16 protein-coding genes are annotated in these 19,063 nt (G+C 71.9%); 9 read left to right on the forward strand and 7 right to left on the reverse strand.

The window, feature by feature from the left end; all coding sequences use genetic code 11:
* Positions 1-43 precede the first annotated feature (43 nt).
* Complete coding sequence (locus tag AC5L3X_RS34190; RefSeq protein WP_494862554.1) at positions 44-1,180, reverse strand: HIT family protein; 1,137 nt, start codon at positions 1,178-1,180, stop codon at positions 44-46.
* Positions 1,181-1,440: 260 nt separating this feature from the next.
* Here AC5L3X_RS34190 and AC5L3X_RS34195 point away from each other — a divergent pair, with 260 nt between their 5' ends.
* On the forward strand, positions 1,441-2,637 hold the full coding sequence (locus tag AC5L3X_RS34195; RefSeq protein ID WP_494862555.1) for a prenyltransferase/squalene oxidase repeat-containing protein: 1,197 nt from the start codon (positions 1,441-1,443) through the stop codon (positions 2,635-2,637).
* A gap of 76 nt (positions 2,638-2,713) precedes the next feature.
* Here AC5L3X_RS34195 and AC5L3X_RS34200 read toward each other — a convergent pair whose 3' ends face one another.
* The 4 genes from AC5L3X_RS34200 to AC5L3X_RS34215 all read right to left on the reverse strand — a co-directional run bounded on the left by AC5L3X_RS34200 (position 2,714) and on the right by AC5L3X_RS34215 (position 8,907).
* The gene (locus AC5L3X_RS34200; protein ID WP_494862556.1) at positions 2,714-5,611 is read right to left on the reverse strand and encodes a M36 family metallopeptidase; all 2,898 of its coding nucleotides are present in this window, start codon (positions 5,609-5,611) and stop codon (positions 2,714-2,716) included.
* Between the two features lie 133 nt (positions 5,612-5,744).
* A complete protein-coding gene (locus AC5L3X_RS34205) occupies positions 5,745-6,950 on the reverse strand; it encodes a hypothetical protein (protein WP_494862557.1) in 1,206 nt (401 codons plus the stop codon).
* Entirely contained in the window at positions 6,947-7,786 is an 840-nt protein-coding gene (locus AC5L3X_RS34210) for a phosphate/phosphite/phosphonate ABC transporter substrate-binding protein (RefSeq protein ID WP_494862558.1), read from the reverse strand. Before AC5L3X_RS34210 ends, AC5L3X_RS34205 begins: the two co-directional genes overlap by 4 nt.
* Positions 7,783-8,907, reverse strand: a complete 1,125-nt coding sequence (locus AC5L3X_RS34215; RefSeq protein ID WP_494862559.1) for an acyl-CoA dehydrogenase family protein — start codon at positions 8,905-8,907, stop codon at positions 7,783-7,785. The genes AC5L3X_RS34210 and AC5L3X_RS34215 overlap by 4 nt, the downstream gene beginning before the upstream one ends.
* Before the next feature lie 372 nt (positions 8,908-9,279).
* On the opposite strand from AC5L3X_RS34215, the gene AC5L3X_RS34220 reads away from it, so the two are divergent.
* Positions 9,280-9,957, forward strand: coding sequence for a hypothetical protein (locus tag AC5L3X_RS34220; RefSeq protein WP_494862561.1), 678 nt, complete (start codon positions 9,280-9,282; stop codon positions 9,955-9,957).
* Here the strand turns inward: AC5L3X_RS34220 and AC5L3X_RS34225 are convergent.
* Positions 9,942-12,167, reverse strand: coding sequence for an NACHT domain-containing protein (locus tag AC5L3X_RS34225; protein ID WP_494862563.1), 2,226 nt, complete (start codon positions 12,165-12,167; stop codon positions 9,942-9,944). The two genes, AC5L3X_RS34220 and AC5L3X_RS34225, sit on opposite strands and share 16 nt — an antisense overlap.
* A 162-nt stretch (positions 12,168-12,329) precedes the next feature.
* Here AC5L3X_RS34225 and AC5L3X_RS34230 point away from each other — a divergent pair, with 162 nt between their 5' ends.
* The gene (locus tag AC5L3X_RS34230) at positions 12,330-12,794 is read left to right on the forward strand and encodes a hypothetical protein (RefSeq protein WP_494862565.1); all 465 of its coding nucleotides are present in this window, start codon (positions 12,330-12,332) and stop codon (positions 12,792-12,794) included.
* A 40-nt stretch (positions 12,795-12,834) separates the two neighbouring features.
* Here the strand turns inward: AC5L3X_RS34230 and AC5L3X_RS34235 are convergent, their stop codons facing one another.
* Positions 12,835-13,452, reverse strand: coding sequence for a flavin reductase family protein (locus tag AC5L3X_RS34235; protein ID WP_494862566.1), 618 nt, complete (start codon positions 13,450-13,452; stop codon positions 12,835-12,837).
* 429 nt (positions 13,453-13,881) lie between these two features.
* Here AC5L3X_RS34235 and AC5L3X_RS34240 point away from each other — a divergent pair, with 429 nt between their 5' ends.
* The 6 genes from AC5L3X_RS34240 to AC5L3X_RS34265 all read left to right on the forward strand — a co-directional run.
* Complete coding sequence (locus AC5L3X_RS34240) at positions 13,882-14,661, forward strand: ABC transporter permease (RefSeq protein ID WP_494862568.1); 780 nt, start codon at positions 13,882-13,884, stop codon at positions 14,659-14,661.
* 15 nt (positions 14,662-14,676) lie between these two features.
* Positions 14,677-15,717, forward strand: coding sequence for a taurine ABC transporter substrate-binding protein (locus AC5L3X_RS34245; RefSeq protein WP_494862570.1), 1,041 nt, complete (start codon positions 14,677-14,679; stop codon positions 15,715-15,717).
* Positions 15,701-16,510, forward strand: a complete 810-nt coding sequence (locus AC5L3X_RS34250; protein WP_494862572.1) for an ABC transporter ATP-binding protein — start codon at positions 15,701-15,703, stop codon at positions 16,508-16,510. The genes AC5L3X_RS34245 and AC5L3X_RS34250 overlap by 17 nt, the downstream gene beginning before the upstream one ends.
* On the forward strand, positions 16,510-17,589 hold the full coding sequence (locus tag AC5L3X_RS34255) for an LLM class flavin-dependent oxidoreductase (protein WP_494862574.1): 1,080 nt from the start codon (positions 16,510-16,512) through the stop codon (positions 17,587-17,589). Before AC5L3X_RS34250 ends, AC5L3X_RS34255 begins: the two co-directional genes overlap by 1 nt.
* 123 nt (positions 17,590-17,712) lie before the next feature.
* Positions 17,713-18,375 (forward strand): class I SAM-dependent methyltransferase, encoded by a 663-nt coding sequence (locus tag AC5L3X_RS34260; RefSeq protein WP_494862576.1) that lies wholly within the window; start codon positions 17,713-17,715, stop codon positions 18,373-18,375.
* 130 nt (positions 18,376-18,505) lie between these two features.
* Positions 18,506-19,063 (forward strand): SDR family NAD(P)-dependent oxidoreductase (locus AC5L3X_RS34265; RefSeq protein ID WP_494862578.1); only part of this gene is annotated, 558 nt, incomplete at its 3' end.

Raw genomic sequence — 19,063 nt, forward strand, 5'->3', positions numbered from 1 at the left:
CGATCTACCGGCACGGGCTGATCCATCACGACTACGCGACGGGCTACCAGGCGGCCTCCGATCCCATGGGGTTCGGCGACCGGCTCACCGCGCGCGAGTTGCACTGGTTGCTGTCCTGCCTGCCTCTGGCCGGCCGGTCGGCCCAGGGCAGCAGCCCGCGCAAGGTCAGCAGGAAGCGCTCGCGGGTCGCCAACGTGCCGTAGCTCTCCTGCCACCGCCACGGGCCGCGTTCGGCGGCGGCCTTCCGCAGGAACTGGGTCGGCAGCGGCGTCGTACACGAATAGGCCGACGGCCCCTCGGCGTCCTCGACGTACAGATAGGAGGTCCCTCGGCGATAGAACTCGGCCGGCCCGGCCCGGCCGAGCGCCTGACCGGAAAGCCCTTCGGCCTCGACCCTGGCGCGCACCGTTGCGACCCCCGGCACGCAGTGCAGATGGGCATGGTCGATGCAGGCACCGGCGCCCTGAGAGGTGGCCGGTCCGTGCTCGAAGAACGTGACCGGCAGGCCGTAGACACGCGTCAGCAACCGCGTCACCAGCTCCTTGTGCTTCGCGAGCCTGCCGAGCACCCCGGTGGGGCAGGCGCCATAGCACGGGTAGTGCGCCGTGGAGACCAGCAGCAGGTGGCCCGGCCGCAGCGGAGCGAGATCGGGAGCGCACCAGACGTCGTCGTCGCCCCAGAGCACGCCCGCCGCTCCCGGCAGGCCGGCGTCCTCGTTCAGGCGGAATCGGTAACGCGCGCAGAACACACATTCCGTATCCCCCGTCACATCGTCCCCGTCTTTTCGCGCGGTCAACTCCCGTCCCGCGCTCTCGCCTTCCAGAATGAGGTCGGCGGCGCTAAGATAATCAGCCCATCCGGTGCGCTCGAACGGCGACATCGGCTTCTCCCCGCATAAGATCACCCGCCCTCCGGGGGCCAGGAGAGAAATGGCCTGGGCGACCAGATGCGGGGCCGTGCCGAGGTCGCAGTGAATTCGACGGAAAAACGCCGACGGGTAAGGCGCGACCCGCCCGGCTGGACGCCTGACCGTGGTCCCCTCGACCACGAAACCCTCGGCGGAGGTGGCGAGATGGGCCAGACCCGCCTCTCCCCGGAGAGAGTCCGCCCATCGCGGCGCGCCCCCGATGACGAGCACGTCACCCTCGCTCATGAGCTTCACCAGTTCATAAGAGGACACCGGAACACCGCATTGCGCACCGGGATAACCGCATCGGGTCCCGGCGATAATCGGCGTATTACTCAGGAGGCAATCCAAACACAAAGCCATCGCGAACACTAATAGGTACGATATACGCGAGATCCGCTGGGGCCCCGCACCGAAAGGGCTAGATGTCCGAGATCGATCTAAATCAAGTGGATGGTGCGCTGCACCGATCGATCACCCTGCTGCGCCGGACTTACAGTGACAATCCAACCGGAGGCGGCGGGTGGTACCACATGCTCGAAAGACCGCCACCCGGCGCGACCGCCACAGCGGTGGCCCTGCTGGCCTTTCACGCGGCGGGCGAACGCCCCCACCGTCTGGCCGACGCGCTCACCTTCCTCAAGGCCCGACAGCTGAAGAGCGACGACCTCCGCATCGACGGCGGCTGGTGGACCAACACCAGCGGCGAGAAGCCGGTGGTCGAGGCGACGGCCTGGGTGGTCCGCTGCCTGGCGACGCTCCGGTGCTCCCTCCACCCGGGTTCCCCCGATCTGGCACGCGCCGTTGAGTGGCTACGCCAGAACCACGACACGTCAGGCGGGTGGGGATCCTTCCTTGGCTGCCCGCCCCGGACCTGGCTCACCTGCCTGGCCATCAGAGCCCTGGTGGAGGCGGCTCCGCACGATCCCGCGATCGAGACCGGCGTCGAGTGGCTCCTCGACCAGCGCCTGTTCCCCGCCGCCTGGGGCGCCGAACCGGGGAATGCCGCTCCGCGGGTCGCGCACACCGCGATGGCGCTGACGACGCTGCTGAAAGCCGGATTCGACCCCCGTGACGAACACCTGGCGAGAAGATTCGACTGGCTGGCCGAGCACATCGACACCACCTCCCTGGACGAGGTGCGCAACAGGGTGGAGACGACCAAGGTCTTCCTGAAGACCTCCGACGGGAGCGAGATCTGGCGGCCTCCTCCCCTCATGCACTACGCCTTACCCGTCGCCGCCACCGCCCTCCTGCGGCACCCTCGCGCTCAGGAACCGGCCGTGGCCGACCGCCTGGCCGAAGCGGTCAACACCATCGTCGCCAAGCAGTGCGACGACGGCTCCTGGCCCAACAGCCACGACATGAATCTCACCCTGTGGGGCGTCTGGCCCTGCGTGGAGCTGCTGGCGGCGACCCGCGAGATCCGGCTCGCGCGTCCCGGAGATCAAGTCGTCTGGCTGGAAGGCGCCATCGTCGTCCGTCAGGCGGCCTGGCGGGAGGCGTCGTTCGAGAAGATCGCCCGGCCGCTGCTGGCACGACGGCCCCGGCTCCATCCGATTCGCTGGGCACGCAGGCACTGGGCCTGGGTCGTGCTCGTCGCCTCCGGGCTGGTGGGCGGCACCGGGCTCCTGCTCGAACTCATCGACGCGAAGGACCTGGCACTCGGACTGCTCGTGCCCGGGGTGCTCCTGGTGATCCAGACGGTCATGCAGCGCCGTCAGAGTTGACCCGCCGGCCGGGCCGCGCGCCCGCCTCGCCACGGCTCGCGCCCGGAGGGGACGCGAGCCGTGCCGGAACCGAGTCTCAGTGCGAGAACGCCTGGAACTCCGCCGCCCGGATCTGGTCGCGGAGCGGGCTGGCGGTGGCGCAGTCGGTCGCCGAGTTGGGGTCCTCGTCCTGTTCACCGGCGTAGCGCGGATTGCCGGTGCACTGGCTGGTGACCGTGCGGAGCATCAGGTGGGTGGCGGTGGTCGGGGGGACGCGGAACGACTTGATCAGCAGGTCCGCTCCCCTGGGCCGGGGCAGCGTGGCGTCGAACGCGTCCGCCGGACTGGTGTAGATCTTCGTGAAGCCGGCCGGGGTGGCACAGTCCTGCTTGCAGGCGAGCACCTCGAAGGAGCGCAGCGCGCTGAAGCGGTTCTGCCCGCCGGGGTCGGCCGGGTCGCCGACGTTGGGCCTGAGCATGGCGCTCACCTGGACGCGGCGGACGGTGACGGGGCCGTCGCCGGCCAGGTCCACGGTGACCGCCTTGCCGGCGGGGGCGCCGGTGAGGGAGGCCCAGTTGGTGGCCTCGGTCTCGTCGATCAGCTTGGCGTGGTTGACGCCGTCGCCCGCCGCCGTGGCGCCGGCCGTGGCCGAGGCGTGGTTGCGGGACAGCGGCAGCGGAAGGGGCAGCTTGACCCCGCCCACCACGACGAACTTCAGCCGGGTGTGCCCGAACCCGTCGCCGGTGACCACGAAGTCGTAGACGCCGGGCGTCATCTCCACGGTGTCGCCGAGCTCGGTGGCGGGATCGGTGTCGGCGACCGGAACCACGCGTCCCTCGTAGTCGCCCACGTAGAGGCGCAGCGCGGCGCCCTTGGCCTCGCCCAGCGGCTTGAGCTGCAGGGAGCCGTTCTTGCCGGCCGGGTTGACGAAGCTCGGCGTCGGGTCGGGGTCGTTCGGGCCGTTGCTGGCCGCGTCCTGGCCGAGGCCGTGCTCGGCGAACGCGCGCCACATGATGTCGTGGTTCTTGCCGCCGAACCGGATCGTGTCGGCCGCGAGCAGCGCGTCGCGGTGGTCGACGTAGCTGACCGCGCCCGAGGCCATCAGCAGCAGAGCGTCGAAGGAGAGCTGTGCCCAGCGCCGGTTGCCCGGGCACTCGGCGACCGGCTTCTGGCCGTCCGCGCAGGCGCGCTGCTGCTTGGCGGTGCCGGTGCCGTACCTCTTGACGAAGCCCGCCCGCACGTCGAACTGGGTGGCCGACCAGATCTCGCCGTCGGCGTGGACCTGCTGGCCGACGAGGTCGTAGGCGATGTCGCTGTAGTTGAGCGGCGACTTGGACATGTCGTAGTTGCGGATCCCCCGGCCGGGGTCGCCGGTGACGTATCCGCCGGTGACGTACGGGGTGAGACCGGCGGGACGGAAGCCGTACTCGAACAGGTACTCCATGGCGACCAGGTCGGAGTTGCTCTCGTTCATCGCGCCGGCCTGCGCGCCGCTCCATCCGGCGTTCGGGCCGCCGATCATGCGCCCGGAGATCGCGTGCGTGTATTCGTGGCCGATGACCGACATGTCGTAGTCGCCGTCCGTGCACGGCGAGTAGAACGAGCCGGCGATCGGCTGCCACAGGTACATGTTGGTGATCGGCGCGACGCCGTCGGGGCCGGTGATCTGGTTGGCGTTGTCACGGACGGACAGGACGCGGGCGCCCGCCTGGGCGTTGCCCTGCTCGGGATCGTTGCCGAGCCCGCCGCGGTCGCCGTTGTCGGTCTGCATGTTCCACGCGGTCTCGGTGAAGCCGAGCCGATAGGACCAGTCGTGCATCCGGTTGTGCATGGAGTGCAGGTTGGAGATCGAGGCCTCGAGGTCGTTCTCGCCCGGCTGGTCGAACACCGCGGGGTTGCACTTCGCCTGGTGCCAGGTGTTCTGCCACGGGTAGACGTACTCGCGGCTCGGCGTCGCCACGTTGCCGCGGGTGCCGACCGTGAACGGGTCGCCGCTCGCCCGGTTCTCGAAGGTGCGTGCCGCGTTGCCGAGGCTGGTGTTGCTCGGCGTCTGCGTGGCGTGGTCGACGTCCCACGCCCGGCCGGTCGCCGGGTCGCCGCCCACCACGAGGTCACAGCCCGGGCCGGCGACGAAGCACCACGTCTGACGGGTGTCGGTGGACGAGTAGTCGGCCGGCGGGTTCGCCGGGAAGGCCGCCCACTGCGGGTGGTCGGGGTCGAGGTGGTCGACCAGGTTCTCGCGCACCAGGATCTCGCCGCTGACCGCGTCGACGTGGGTGGTGTAGGCGGCGGGCTCGCCCTGGTCGCCGCCGATCAGGACGACCTGGTACGCGCTGTGCACGCCGTCCGGCGCGGGCACCGCCACCGCGGTGGCCTGCTTGGTGAGCGCGGTGGCCAGGTCGATCCCGCCGTCACGGGCGGCGATCTCCAGTGCCCGCTGCCCGGTGATCGTGGCGGCCGGAGGCGCGGCCGTGTCGCGCGAGAGCGAGGAGGTGACGTGCCTGACCTTCCCCTCGGCCACGCCGACCGAGACGAGCCCGTCCACACCGGCCGGCAGGTCGCCGAAGCGCTGGCGCAGCAGTACGGCGTGACCCGCGCCGATGGGGTTGACCGCGACCTTCTCCAGGGCGTCGACCGAGGCGGCGGACAGGCCGAAGAGCCGCTCGTTGTCCTTGAGGTACGCCCGGGCGGCCTGCTCGGGGTCGGCGGCCAGGCCCTCGGCGAGAGGTTCGGCGCCGGTGACGACGGCCGGCGTGCCGAGCGTGTTCCAGCGGATCTCGGCCGCCGGTCCGGCGGTCCGCGCGTTGGCTCCGACGGGCGGCGGGACGCTGCCGCGCCGGTTGTCGAGATCGGGCTTGCCGTGCTCCTCGGCCTGGAAGTCGTGGACCACGGACGCCGTCCCGCCGGGTTCGCCCCGGGCGGCCCCGGCGACGGGGAGGACCAGGGCGGTGACGGCGATGACGACGGTGCTGCGTAACCAGGGTCTGGTGGACAATGTTCCCCTCCATGCACGCGGAGGACGCGCGAAATTACACGCGTCCCCGCAAGAGGTAACACTGCTTTTATTACTTGACAAGATCTTGTAAAGGGCGACATATCGGCGTATGGGGAGATATCCGGTGAAGCACTCACATGAAATTACGGGTGTGCAAGCGGGACAGCTCGACCGCCTCGTCAGCGGGGAACCCGAGGCGGACCAGCCGGTTCCGGCGCCCCTCGAACATCTCCTCCTGCAGCCGCAGCACAGCCGCGTGCCCCCGGGCGATCGCGGCCGGGCTCCACTCCCCCGCGGCCAGCACGGTCAGGGCGTCGAGCACGTCCTCGTTGATGCCCGCCGTGTCGGCCAGCGCGTCGTGCCGGCGTTCGATCGCGGTCCTGAGCCGGCCCCGGAACAGCGGGTCGCGCCGGGCCTGCTCCTCCAGGTGGGCCATGCCGAACGCCACGTGCCGGGCCTCGTCCTGGTGCGCCAGCGCGACGACCCGCCGGGTCACCGGGTCGGGCGCGTGCCGGTCCAGGAAGGACAGCAGGTTGAGGAAGCTGCCCTCGCCCAGCACCGACAGCAGGAACGAGGCGAGGGAGAAGTCGGGCTCGGCCAGCAGCGACATCAGGGAGGCGCGACCGCCGGCCGAGGAGGTGCCCAGGTCGTCGCCCTTCAGCGTCGCCCGGCGGGTGAACACCTCGACGTGCCGCGCCTCGTCCGCCGCCTGCACGGCCAGCAATTGGGTCACCTCGCGGAAATGCGGATGCACCCGGGCCAGCAGCCGGGCCGGCACGACCAGGGCCGCCTGCTCGTTCTCCACCAGGTAGGTCATCACCTGGACGACCGCCGCCTCGATCTCGGCGGGCAGCTCGAACGGGGTGTCCCAGGCCACCGCCGCCTCCGGGTCCCACTGCCGCGCCGCCGCCTGCGCGTACAACCGGGGCGCCAGCTCGGCCCAGACGGTCTCCTTGCGGTCGAAGTCGAACGGCGTCTCGGGGCCGCCCGACTCGACCAGGGCGCCGCGAGCCGCCAGGCCCCAGTGGGACGGCGGCCGGGACACCACGCGGGCGGGCGACGACCCGCCGGCCCGTTCGGCGCCGGCCCACCGGTCGTGACCGGCCCGGCCGCGCACCACCCACGCGCGCGCCCCGTCCTCGTCGCCGTCCCCGGTGACCGGCCCGCACGCGTGGCCCTCGTTCCGGCACCAGGCGGCCAGATGCACGACGAGAGCCTCGTGCGTGCCCGCGACGCGCAGCCGGCCGCCCACCGGTAGCCGGGCCAGCTCCCGCCGCACGATGAGGTGCGCGCCCTGATCGAACCCGAGCTCCCGCAGGTCGGCGACCGGGTCCGTCACGGCCGATAGCCGTCCGCGGTGATCCGGCCGGCCCGGTCGTAGAAGCCGCACCCGTCGACGGCCGCCTCCAGCTCGCCGTAGCCGGTCGTGCGGCCCGCCACCCAGGCGGTGAGCCCCTCCAGGTCGAGCAGGGGCCGCACCTCGGGATCGGCGTAGGACATGCCGCCCAGCAGCGCGCCGAACCGGCGCACCGGCTCCTCCGGCGCCGTGTCGACGACCGTCATGTTGCAGTGGTCGTACGGCTCGGTGGTCGTGAGGATCCGGGTGGACCCGGCGGGCAGAGTGCCCTCGCGGCTGAAGAGCAGGTGGTCGGCGTCGAGCAGGCAGGCCGCGGCCACGTCGCCGGACAGCAGTGCCCGGGCGGCCTCACGCTCGCCGCCGATGTGGTCGCCGTGCAGGCCCACCCCCACCTCGAAGCGCCGCACGTCGAACTCTCCGCCCAGGCTCCGCAGGTGGTGCAGCGGCAGGAGCGTGGCCTGCGGCGAGTCGACGGCGCCCGTGCCCACCGTCCGCCCCTTGAGGTCGTCCACCGAGAGGATGCCGGAGTCGGACCGTACGACGACGACCGAGCGCAGGTCGCGGTCGGTGTCGCGCATCACCAGCGGGCGGACCGAGCGGCCCTGGACGGCGGCCAGCCGCTGGGCGCGGATCCAGGCCAGCGGTGAGTTCCACGCGGCGTGGATGCGGCCCGCGATCAGGTCCTCGACCTGCCGCTCGTAGGTCGAGTAGAGCACGAAGTCGAACGGCAGCCCGTGGCGCAGGAACCAGGAGCGGAACCCCGACCAGATCGGCACCACCTTGGCGTCGTAGGCGACCGCCCCCATCAGCAGCGTCATGACGCCGCTCCGTCGAACAGCGGCAGGCCGAGGGAGACCCGGCCCACGAAGTCCTCCAGCGCCTCGGTGGTGGGCGCCATGACCCGGGCCGCGAGCGCGTCGCGGAAGTGGCGTTCGATGCCGAGGTCGCGCCGCAGCGCCGACCCGCCGCACAGGCGCATGACGTCGTCGCCGATCGCGGCCGCCGCCTCCGCCGCCACCGCCTTCACCTGGAGCACGCGCAGCGTCGCGTCCTCGCGGCCCGTCTCCAGGGCGGTCAGGGTGTCGTCCAGGAACGCCCTCGTCTGGTCGGCGCGGGTGCGGACGCGGGCGAAGGCCGATCTGGTCTGGGGCTGGTCGGCCAGCCGCCGGCCCAGGTGGGCCAGGTGCGTCCTGGACAGGTGCTCCCGCGCCTTGGCCGTCAGCGCCTCGATGACGCCCACGGAGCAGGCCGCGTTGAGGACCAGGAAGGTCGGCAGGACCGTGGCCAGCGCGATGTCCAGCCCGTCGCCGTCGGTCCCCAGCATGGCGTCGGCGGGCACCCGCACGCCGTCGGCCGCCATCGGGCTGGAGGCGTTGGCGCGCAGCCCGAGCCCGTCGAAGGAGCCGGTGACCCGCAGCCCCGCCGCGTCGCGCGGCACCAGCCACAGCGTCATGGGGCCGGGCCGGGACAGGGGCCGGCTCGACCAGACGTAGCCGTCGGCCTCGCCGGCGGCGGTGACGAAGCTCTTGCTCGCGTCGAGCCGCACCTCGCCCCCGTCGTCGGTCGCGGTGCTCACCGGGGCCCAGAAGTGACTGCGCGAGCCGGCCTCGGAGAACGCCAGCATCGCCAGGTAACGACCCTCCGCGATGGCCCGGCGCACCTCCTCCGGGCCGTGCGCCTCGAGCGCGGCGGTGGCCGAGTAGTGCATGAGCGTGATCATCGCCGTGGATCCGCAGACCGCCGCCAGCGCGGTGACGACCTCGGCGGCCGCCCGCAGGCCCTGCCCGCCGCCGCCCACCTCGACGGCGCTGGTCAGGCCGAGCAGCCCCGCCTTGCCCAGGGCTTCGAGTCCGGCGCGCGGGAAGGCGCCGGTGCGGTCGGTCTCGGCCGCGGACGGGGCGATCGCGTCGGCGATCACGGTGTCCAGGTCGGTGCTCACGTGGTGACCTCCAAGGATCTTCGTCATCCTCCGGCCACGGCACGCCGAACCGGCCACGGTCATCCGTGGCGGTGACGTCAAAGGAGGCGTTTCGCGAGAACGGGCCGCCCAGGAGCGGCCGGGGCCGGCTACCCCCTGAACGTACTTGAGCCGTTGAAGATGATCAACGTTTTGCCCGACCCATGGTCGACATGTGGCCCGGAATGGACGTTCTGGATCTCCATAAAGGACGCTTTCTCCAGCCTTGCCGTCACGGGAACGTCACGGGCCCGGTGCGGGCGCGATCCGGTGCGGGCGTGGTCCGGTGCGGGGGCCCGGCCGCACAAGCGGGCGGCAATCCGGGTGCAAGCCGATGTCACTATCGTTCCGGGCATGTCACGACGATGGGTGCCCGGTGCGACCGCGACGACCGCGGTCGCCGCGCTTCTGATCACGTCCTTCCCGGCGGCCGCGAACGCGGCTGCCCGGGCGGGGACGTCCACTCCGGCGACGACGGTGTCGCCCGCGAAGACAGCTTCACCGGCGAAGGTGTCCAATGCCTTGTTCCGCGCCTGGAACGCGCGCGACCGCGCGGCGGCGGCCCGGGTCGCCACCCCCTCGGCGGTCAGGTCGATCTTCGCCTACGTCTACCGGACCCCCGACGTGTTCGCGGGCTGCGCCGGCAACGCCTGCCGGTTCACGCACACCAGCGTGCGCGTGCCGGGCGGGCACAACGGCCTGCTCCTGGTCGTCTCCGGCTCGAAGGTGACCAGGGTCTACCAGTCACGGCACATGACCAGGCCGTCCACCGCCGCCAGGCACCTGTTCAGGGCGTGGCAGAAGGGCGACCGGAACCTTGGCCTCGAAGTGGCGGCCAAGCCCGCGGTCACCACCCTCTTCCGCGTGCGGTTCGACCCCAGGGGCGTGCCCTACTTCTTCCAGGGCTGCACCAAGGAGAAGACGGGCTACGGCTGCGCCTACTCCTACGAGGGCGGGGCCATGTTCATGCGGGTCAAGGGCTCGGCCGTGCGCGGTTACGAGGTCCGCTCGATCGACTACCTGGCCGACTGACGGGGCTCGCCGGGGTCCGCCTCGTGAGCCCGGGCGAGGCGGTCCTGAAGCTTGGCGTGGCGAAACTGGTACACCGCGCCCACCTCCCGGAGCAGGCCGACCCGGTGGGCGTCGTCCAGGAAGCGCATCAGCCGCCGCGGCACCCTGCGGCGGGCGTACAGGAGTGAGAGGGCGGCGAGGTAGGTGGAGCTGGCGCCGGTCAGGTCGAACGTGACCGTGAAGACCAGCCCGCCCGCGACGCCGAAGACGACGCCGATCTGGACGGCGGAGATCAGCCCGGTGTAGCCCTGGGTCACCGCCCCGGCCAGGCCGAAGGCGGGGCCCAGCGCCAGGCCGAAGGCCAGCGAGCGGACGTAGACGAGCTCCAGGTCGCGCCGGAGCGTGATGTCGGGCGTCTGCGGCCTGGCGTTCGTCACGACGGTGCCCACCCATCGGCTCAGCCCGATCGTGAGCCCGCCCGCGGCGCCCACGACCAGCCCCGACCGCAGGCCCTGACCCGCGCTGCCGCCGAGCCCGCCGACGAACTGGAGCGCGAGCGTGACGACCACGCCGACCGAGACGCCCACCGCCAGCCCGAACGCCAGGTGGCGGCAGAGCGGGCCCAGCCGCCGCTTCAGCCGCACATCGGCGTACGCCGGCTCCATCACGGACCTCTTGGCCACTTCGAGGAGGATCCCGCCGGTCAGCCCGCCCGCCAGCCCTCCGGTGAGACCGCCCACGAGACCGAACAGCAGCGCGCCCGCCGGACCGCCCTCGATCACCCGGGTGAGGGCGAGCGTGAGGCCACTGGTGATCCCGACCGTCAGGCCCACGGTGAGCCCGACCGTCACGGCGCCGAGGATCGCGCTCCAGCGCCGGGGAACCGCCCGGTAGAGCTGCCACCAGCGCAGGTCGTGGGTGCCGGCCCGGCTCATGTGGTGGGCCAGGAACGACAGCCAGCGCCTGGCGTCGCGGGGTGACCAGACGCCGCGCGGCCGGAAGGGATGGTCGTGGTCGTACGGGTCGTCGGGGTCGTACTCCCGGCGGGCGGCGGAGAAGGCGGCGGTGACGAGATTGTCCAGGAGATGCTCGGTGACGGCGTCGGCCGTGGGGAACCGGGTCCTGTCGCACAGTGGGGCCGGGTCGCCCCGGGTGTCGATGTAGACCTTGCGCAGCAGCCACAGCGCCAGCGGGCTGGACAGAGCCACGGCGAGCGGCCCGTGCGGCTCGTCCGTGACGGCGGTGAGCAGCTCCGGCCAGGCGCCGTCCTGGTCGGGCGCGAGCCTGCCGCCGAGGTAGGCCACGGCGTCGTCGGGCCTGATCGGGAGCGGCTGGATGACGGCTCCGCCGGCCAGGACGTGGGCGCCGGGCCTGGCCGCCGCCGCGCGGTAGTCGTCGGTGCGGCAGGTCAGGATGACCGACTCGGTGGTGGCCGCCGCGTTCAGCGCGGAGAGCACCTTGGGCCGTACCTGCTCGGGCAACTCGTCCAGCCCGTCGAGGATCGGCAGGATGCGCTGCTGGGAGACCAGGGCGGCGGACGCGTTCGGCCCGAACTCGGCCGCGTCGAGAGCCGGGTAGTTCTCCCGCAGCCGCCGGGTCAGCCACCTGTGCACCGGCTCGGCGTCCGGATCCCAGCCGGCCATCGACAACAGGACCGGCAGCGGATCCTCGCGCGGCGCGTCGCGCAGCAACTGCCGCAGCAGCAGCACGGCCAGCGTGGTCTTGCCCGCGCCCGCCTCACCGAGGATCACCAGCCGCCGGCGGGCCAGCTTGCGGAAGCGCCGGGCCATCTTGTCCATCCGGTCGGTACGCCCGCTGAAGCGGACCCCGGCCGGCCGCAGCCAGGCGCGCAGCACCTGGGCGACGTCGGCCCGTCCCCCGCCGTCGACCTCGCTGAGCCGCCACCGGACCGGCAGCCGCGGCTCGTCGAGGCCGCGGATCTGGATCTCCTCCTGCCATTGCCGGCTCACGAGCGCCCTGAGCTGCTCGTACGCCTGCGCGACCTGCTCGGGCGTGCTGCGTCTGGACGACGAGGGCCGCCACCACATCAGCAGCCCGAACGCCAGCGGCGGGACCGCCAGGAGGACCGACACCAACTGGGCGACGTTCGCGGCGGTCGGCAGGTCACTCCCCCGCAGGGCGAGCCCCATCGCCGCCACGATGAGCGCCAGGCCGCCCATGCCCACCACGACCACGACCACCCGCCAGCGCGAGCCACCCCCTGCCGCCATGCCGCCCCCTCACTTCGCTCGCCTCCCCTCGGTAGATCGTGCGGAACGCCGCGACTGTGACCGACCGCCTTCTCGTACGCGGCCGGCGGGTGAACCTCGTTGAGCCACAGGGGCCCTTATGCTGATCATGATCGCCTGCCTGCGACGGTGAAGGAGCCGCTGATGACCGCCGACCCCACGATGACGCGGATCGGCCAGGGTGTGGAGTTACATCACCACCAGGGCCGGCGTGAGGCGGCTCGCGAGCTGTTCGCGCAGATCTGGGACGACATCGGCGGTGAGCAAGGCGACCCGCTGCATGTGTGCGTCCTTGCCCACTCGATGGCCGACGTGCAGGACGACGCGCACCAGGAGCTGATGTGGGATCTGCGAGCGCTCGCCGCCGTCGGCCTGATCACCGATGAGCGGGTGGCCCAGGCCGGGGTGCCGCTCTCGGTGGCCGGCCTGTATCCGTCGTTGCACCTGAACCTGAGTGAGTGCTATCGCAAGCTGGGCGATCTCGGCCGCGCCCGTGAGCACCTCCAGCAGGCGCGGGACGGGATCGGCGCGCTTGCCGACGACGACTATGGACAGCTCATCAAGGACGGCCTGAAGCGGGTGGCCGAACAGCTGGACGAGACCGGCTGACCGCGCGCCCAGGCGAGTAGGTCGTCGATCCGCCGCATGGTCAGTGGAGCGATCCGCCACGCCCGCCCACCGTTGCCGACCCGTCACGAGGCCGCGCGAGCGAGGGCGGCCGCGGGTGGGCCACGAAGCGGCCGAAGCCGCCCTGGTGGTAGAGCAGCGGACGGCCGGGGCGGTACACCGTCGCCTCGGCGACCAGGCCCACCACGAGGATGTGGTCGCCCACGTCGACGGTCTGGTCGGGAAGGCAGACGAGGTGGGCGGACACGTCCTGCAGCAGGGGCGCGCCCAGGGGGCCGGGCCGCCACCGGGTGGGCTCGGCGAACCGGTCGATGTCCTTGCGCGCGAACCTGGCCGCCAGTTCGGCCTGGTCGCTGGCCAGGATGTTGACGGCGAAGTGGTCGGCCGAGCACAGCCAGGGCCAGGTCGTGGAGGACCGGTCGACGTAGAAGGAGACCAGCGGCGGGTCCAGGCTGACGGACGAGAAGGACGTCGCGGTGAGCCCGACGGGGATGCCGTCGGCCTGCGCGGTGATGACGACGACGCCTGCCGCGTGCACCGCGAGGGCGCGCCGATAGCCGTCGGCGTCGAGCGCGCGGGCGGGTAGCGCCTCCGCCACGGGGGAAGGCCTTTCCGTCACACCGGGAAGCGTCTCCGTCATGAGGTCGCCCCTTCCCGGACGACAGGGCGGGCGGCGGGGCGGGCGACTCGGGCGGCGGCAGGTCTGATCTTGATCACGGAAGATTCCTCCAGGGAAGACGCGCCGGCACCCGGCGCGCAAAGGAAGGAGCTCGGGTCGGGGCGTGGCCGGCCGGCCATGCCAGGACGGAGGGGACGGGGCGGCGCGAGCGCGCCCGCGAGCGGTGAGTGATCAGCGACACTGCGCGCTGGCGACGTGACCGAAGTCCACGTGCTGGCGGCGGATCAGGTAGAGGCCCTGGCTCATACGACCGAAGCTACCAGCCGATCCGGACAAAGACAACATTTCCTACTCGCTATACATGAAACTTGCACAAGCACGAAGCGAGCCCTACCGTATTCCCTACTAAATAAGTCTCTTTAATTGGTTTTTGTGGGGGTGTGCGGGGCGGTGATCCGCGGCGTCGGGCTTCGCGTGGGAGCCGTGCTCCTGCTGGCCGGGATCTGGTGGGCGGTCGCGGCGGCCCACGTGTGGCCCGAGGTGTTCGTGCCCTCCCCCGGATCGGTCTGGGACCAGCTGTTCCTCACCTCCTCGGTCCACGACGGCCAGCGCGGCTACAGCGGCCACCTGCTCCACGAGCACCTGCTGGCCAGCCTGCGGCGCATCGGCCTCGGCAGCCTGTACGGCGTGGCCGGCGGCATCGCCCTGGGCCTCGTCATCGGCCTGGTGCCGACGGTGCGGGCGCTGCTCGGGCCGCTGGTCACCTTCGTGCGCACGCTCCCCCCGCTGGCGTACTTCAGCCTGCTGATCATCTGGTTCGGCATCGACGAGACCCCGAAGGTCACGCTGCTGTTCGTCGCCGCGCTGCCGCCCGTGGCGGTGGCGACCGCCGAGGCGGTGCGCGGGGTGCACGAGGACTACCTGCACGCGGCCCGCTCGCTGGGGGCCAGGAGATGGCAGCTGCCCTTCCAGATCGTGCTGCCCTCCGCCCTGCCGGAGGTGATCACCGGCATCCGGGTCGCCGTCGGGGTCGCTTACACCACCGTGGTGGCCGCCGAGACGGTCAACGGGGTGCCCGGCATCGGCGGCATGATCCGGGACGCCCAGCGCTACAACCAGACCGACGTGGTGATCCTCGGGCTGCTCGTCATCGGCGCCTCGGGCCTGCTCATCGACGCTCTTCTGCAACTCACCGCGCGCCTGCTCGTGCCGTGGCGCGGCAAGGCCTGAAGGAAGGCAACGCACATGAAACACCGCCTCATCCCAGCGCTCGCCCTGGTCCTGGGCCTGGCCGCGTGCTCCTCGGGCACCGGCGCGACACAGGCGGGCGTCTCCGCCTCCGGCCCCGGCGGCGCGCCCAAGGAGATCCGGATCGGCTACCAGCTGATCCCCAACGGCGACCTGATCGTCAAGGACCGGCGGTGGCTGGAGGAGGCCCTGCCGGACACCACGATCACCTGGACCAAGTTCGACTCGGGCGGCGACGTGAACACCGCGATGGTGGCCGGCAGCATCGACATCGGGCTGGCCGGAAGCGCCCCCGTCACCCGGGGGCTGTCGGCGCCGCTCGACATCCCGTACAAGGTGCCGTGGATCTTCGACGTGATCGGCGAGAACGAGGCGCTGGTGGCCCGGCAGGCCGGTTCCGTCCAGGAGCTGAAGGGCAAGAAGGTGGCGGCCCCGTTCTCCTCGACGGCGCACTACAGCCTGCTCGCGGCGCTGCAGGACGCCGGGCTGGCCGAGTCCGACGTGACCGTCATCGACCTGGAGCCGCCGGACATCCAGGCCGCCTGGGCGCGCGGCGACATCGACGCCGCCTACACCTGGACGCCGGTGCTCGGCGAGCTGCGCAAGACCGGCAAGGTGCTGGTCACCAGCAAGGACCTGGCCGCCAAGGGCAAGCTGACCGCCGACCTCGCGGTGGTCCGCGACCAGTTCGCCACGACCTACCCCGAGGCCCTGCGCACCTGGCTGGTGCAGCAGGACCGCGCGGTCAAGCTGGTGCGCTCCGACAAGCAGGCCGCCGCCGCGGCGGTGGGACGCCAGCTCAACCTCGATCCCGCCGAGGCGGCCGAGCAGATCGACGAGCTCGTCCTGCTCGACGGCCAGGAGCAGGCCGGCCCCGACTACCTGGGCACGCCGGAGCAGCCGGGCGCCCTGGCCCAGAACCTGCGCAGCACGGCCGAGTTCCTCAAGTCGCAGAACAAGCTCCCGTCGGTCCCCGAGCTCACGGTGTTCCAGCAAGACCTGGCCACCGAGGAACTGCGTGATGCGTTCGCCGGATGAGCCACTCGCCGTGCGGCTCAGCGGGGTCTCCCTCGTGTACGGCTCACGCGGCCGGTTCCCACGACGCGGCGGCAACCCCGTCGAGGCGCTGCGCGACATCGACGCCACGGTCGGCATCGGCGAGTTCGTGACGATCGTGGGACCGTCCGGCTGCGGCAAGAGCACCCTGCTGCGGCTGGTGGCGGGCTTCGCCTTCCCGACCGGCGGGCAGGTCGCCGTGTCGGGGGCCCCGGTGACGGGGCCGGGGCCGGACCGGGGCGTGGTGTTCCAGCAGCCGAGGCTGTTCCCGTGGCTCAGCGTCCGGCGCAACGTCGAGTTCGGGCCGCGCATGGCCGGGATGCCCGCCGTCCGGCGCCGCGAGCGCGCCGACGAGCTGCTGGAGCTGGTCGGGCTCTCCGACTCCGCCGGGCGGCGGCCGTACGAACTGTCGGGCGGCATGCAGCAGCGGGCGGCCATCGCCCGCGCGCTCGCCCCCGACCCGGCGATCCTGCTGATGGACGAGCCGTTCGCGGCACTGGACGCGCTCACCCGCGAACGCCTCCAGGAGGAGATCCGCGGGATCTGGCAGACCACCGGCAAGACCGTGCTGTTCGTCACGCACAGCGTCGACGAGGCCGTCTACCTCGGCACCCGGATCCTCGTCCTCAGCAGGCGGCCCGGCCGGCTCGTCCTCGACCAGGCCTCCGACCTGCCACTGGCCTCTGACCCGCACACCCATCCCGCGTTCACGAGCGTGCGGGAGACCATAGCGGCAGCCGTACGGCGATCCGCGTCCGACGAAGAGGTGACCTGATGCGCTACCACTGGTTCCTGCCGACGACCGGCGACGGCCACGACGTCCGATCCGCCATCACGACCACCGACAGCTTCCGCCCGGCCGCGCGGGCGGCCACCGTGACGTACCTGACCCAGGTGGCCAGGGCCGCCGAGGAGGCGGGCTTCGAGGCGGCTCTCACGCCGGTCGGGGCCGGCTGCCCCGACCCGTGGATCGTCTGCGCGGCACTCAGCCAGCACACCGAACGGCTGAAGATGCTGGTCGCCTTCCGGACCGGCTACACCCTGCCCACCCTACTCGCCCAGCAGGCGCAGGCGTTCCAGCAGGTCTCCGGCGGGCGGCTGCTGCTGAACGTCGTCACCGGCGGCGACCCGGTCGAGCAGCGCTCCTACGGCGACTTCCTGGACCACGACGCCCGCTACGGCCGGACCGACGAGTTCCTCGACGTGCTGCGACGCACCTGGGCCGGCGAGCCGTTCGACCACCGGGGCGAGCACTACCACGTCGAGGCGGGCGGGCTGGCCGAGCCGCTCGACCCGGCGCCCGACGTCTACTTCGGCGGCGCCTCCCCCGCCGCCGAGCGGGTCGCCGCCCGCCGCGCGGACGTGGCCCTCATGTGGGGCGAGCCGCCGCCGGCCGTGGCCACGCGCATCGCCCGCCTGCGCGACCTGGCCGCCTCCCTGGGCCGCGCGCCGCGCTTCGGCCTGCGCGTGCACGTCATCGCCCGCGACACCGCCGCCGAGGCCTGGGCCGAGGCCGACCGCCTGCTCGCCGGCATGGACCCGGCCCGCATCGCCGAGGCGCAGCGCCGCTTCGCCCGCTTCGACTCGGTCGGGCAGCGCCGCATGGTCGACCTGCACGCGGGAGGCACCCGCGACCTGGAGATCCACCCCGGCCTGTGGGCGGGGGTCGGCCTGGTCCGCGAGGGCGCCGGCACCGCCCTGGTCGGCTCGTACGACGAGGTCGCGGCGCTGCTGCGGGAGTACGCGGCGCTGGGCGTGGCGGAGTTCATCCTGTCGGGGTGGCCGCACCTGGAGGAGGCGTACCGGGTCGGCGAGTACGTCCTCCCCCGCCTGCAACGCCTCGCCGCCGCCTGAGGGCACACATGGACGTCGTCGAACGCGAGGGTGGCGGGGGCACTGCGGCGACTCGCTCGCTCAGCCTTCGTCCCCGCCAAGGCGGCTGACTGACCGCTGCCGGCAGGGCTATCGTCTTGGGCCATGACCGAGTCCACGTACCTGCATGCCACCCGATTGGCCTACGACACCGTCGCCGTCGACTACGCCGACTACTTCCGGGACGAACTCGATGCCAAGCCGCTTGATCGCGCCATGCTGGCGGCGTTCGCCGAATACGTGCGGGCACCGGGTGCCGGGGAGGTCGCCGACCTCGGCTGTGGCCCGGGCCGCGTCACCGCCCATTTACAGTCTCTCGGGGTGAACGCCTTCGGCATCGACCTGTCGCCGAAGATGGTCGCTGTCGCGCGCCGAACCCATCCGGAGCTGCGGTTCGAAGAGGGATCGATGACCGCTTTGGACCTCGCGGACGAGACTGTCGGTGGTGCCGTCGCCTGGTACTCGACCGTCCACACCCCGCCGGAGCTGTTGCCGACGGTGTTCGCTGAGATTCATCGGGTGCTGGCCCCGGGCGGCCAGTTCCTGATCGCGTTCAAGGTCGGCGACGAGCGTCGCCACCTGGACCAGGGCTACGGCCACAAGCTGTCACTCGATGTCTACTGGACGCCCCCTGAGCACATCGCCGGGCTGATGAGCGAAGCCGGACTCGTCCTGGACGCTCAGCTGATCCGCGAGCCCGATGAGAGCGAGAAGCCCCGCTCAGGCCGGCAAGCCTTCTTCCTGGCCCACAAGCTCCACCGCTCCTAGCGGAGATCCTGTGGAACCATCCGGCCGAAGCGCTGCCGCGTTCGTGAGCGTCGCCGCTCGAAGCGATCCGGGACCTTTACGCCGACCGAAGCCGATTCTAATGTGAAGTTCCAATATCAGGAGGGGTGACGTGGGCGTACTCGCGGGCAAGGTGGCCGTCGTGACCGGGGCGAGCAGGGGGATCGGAGCCGCCATCGCGACCCTGTTCGCCGCCGAGGGAGCGCGGGTGGTGGCCGCCGCCCGGACCCTCGAACAGGGACAGAGCCGCCTGGAGGGGACGCTGGCCGAGACCGTCGCGAAGATCGAGGCCGACGGCGGCACCGCCTTCGCCCAGCCGGCCGACCTGTCGCGGCCGGAGGACCGCCAGGCGCTGGTCGAGGCCGCCGAGAGCCGCTACGGTCCGGTGGACGTGCTGGTCAACAACGCGGCCGTCACCTACTTCACCCCGGTGACGGACTTCACCGACCGGCGCTACGAGCTGATGTTCGAGGTGCAGGTGAAGGCGCCGTTCCAGCTGTCGCGGCTGGTCGCGCCGGGGATGCGCGAACGCGGCCGGGGGTGGATCGTCAGCTTCTCGGCCGTAAAACGACCGAGCTTGCAGCTCCTGGCCATCGGTGGTTTCGACGGTTTGGTCCGCGTCAGGCAGCGTGACTCACTGCCCAGCCCGTCTCACCGCGTGCGGCGATGT

The organism is Nonomuraea sp. CX421 (assembly GCF_059358955.1).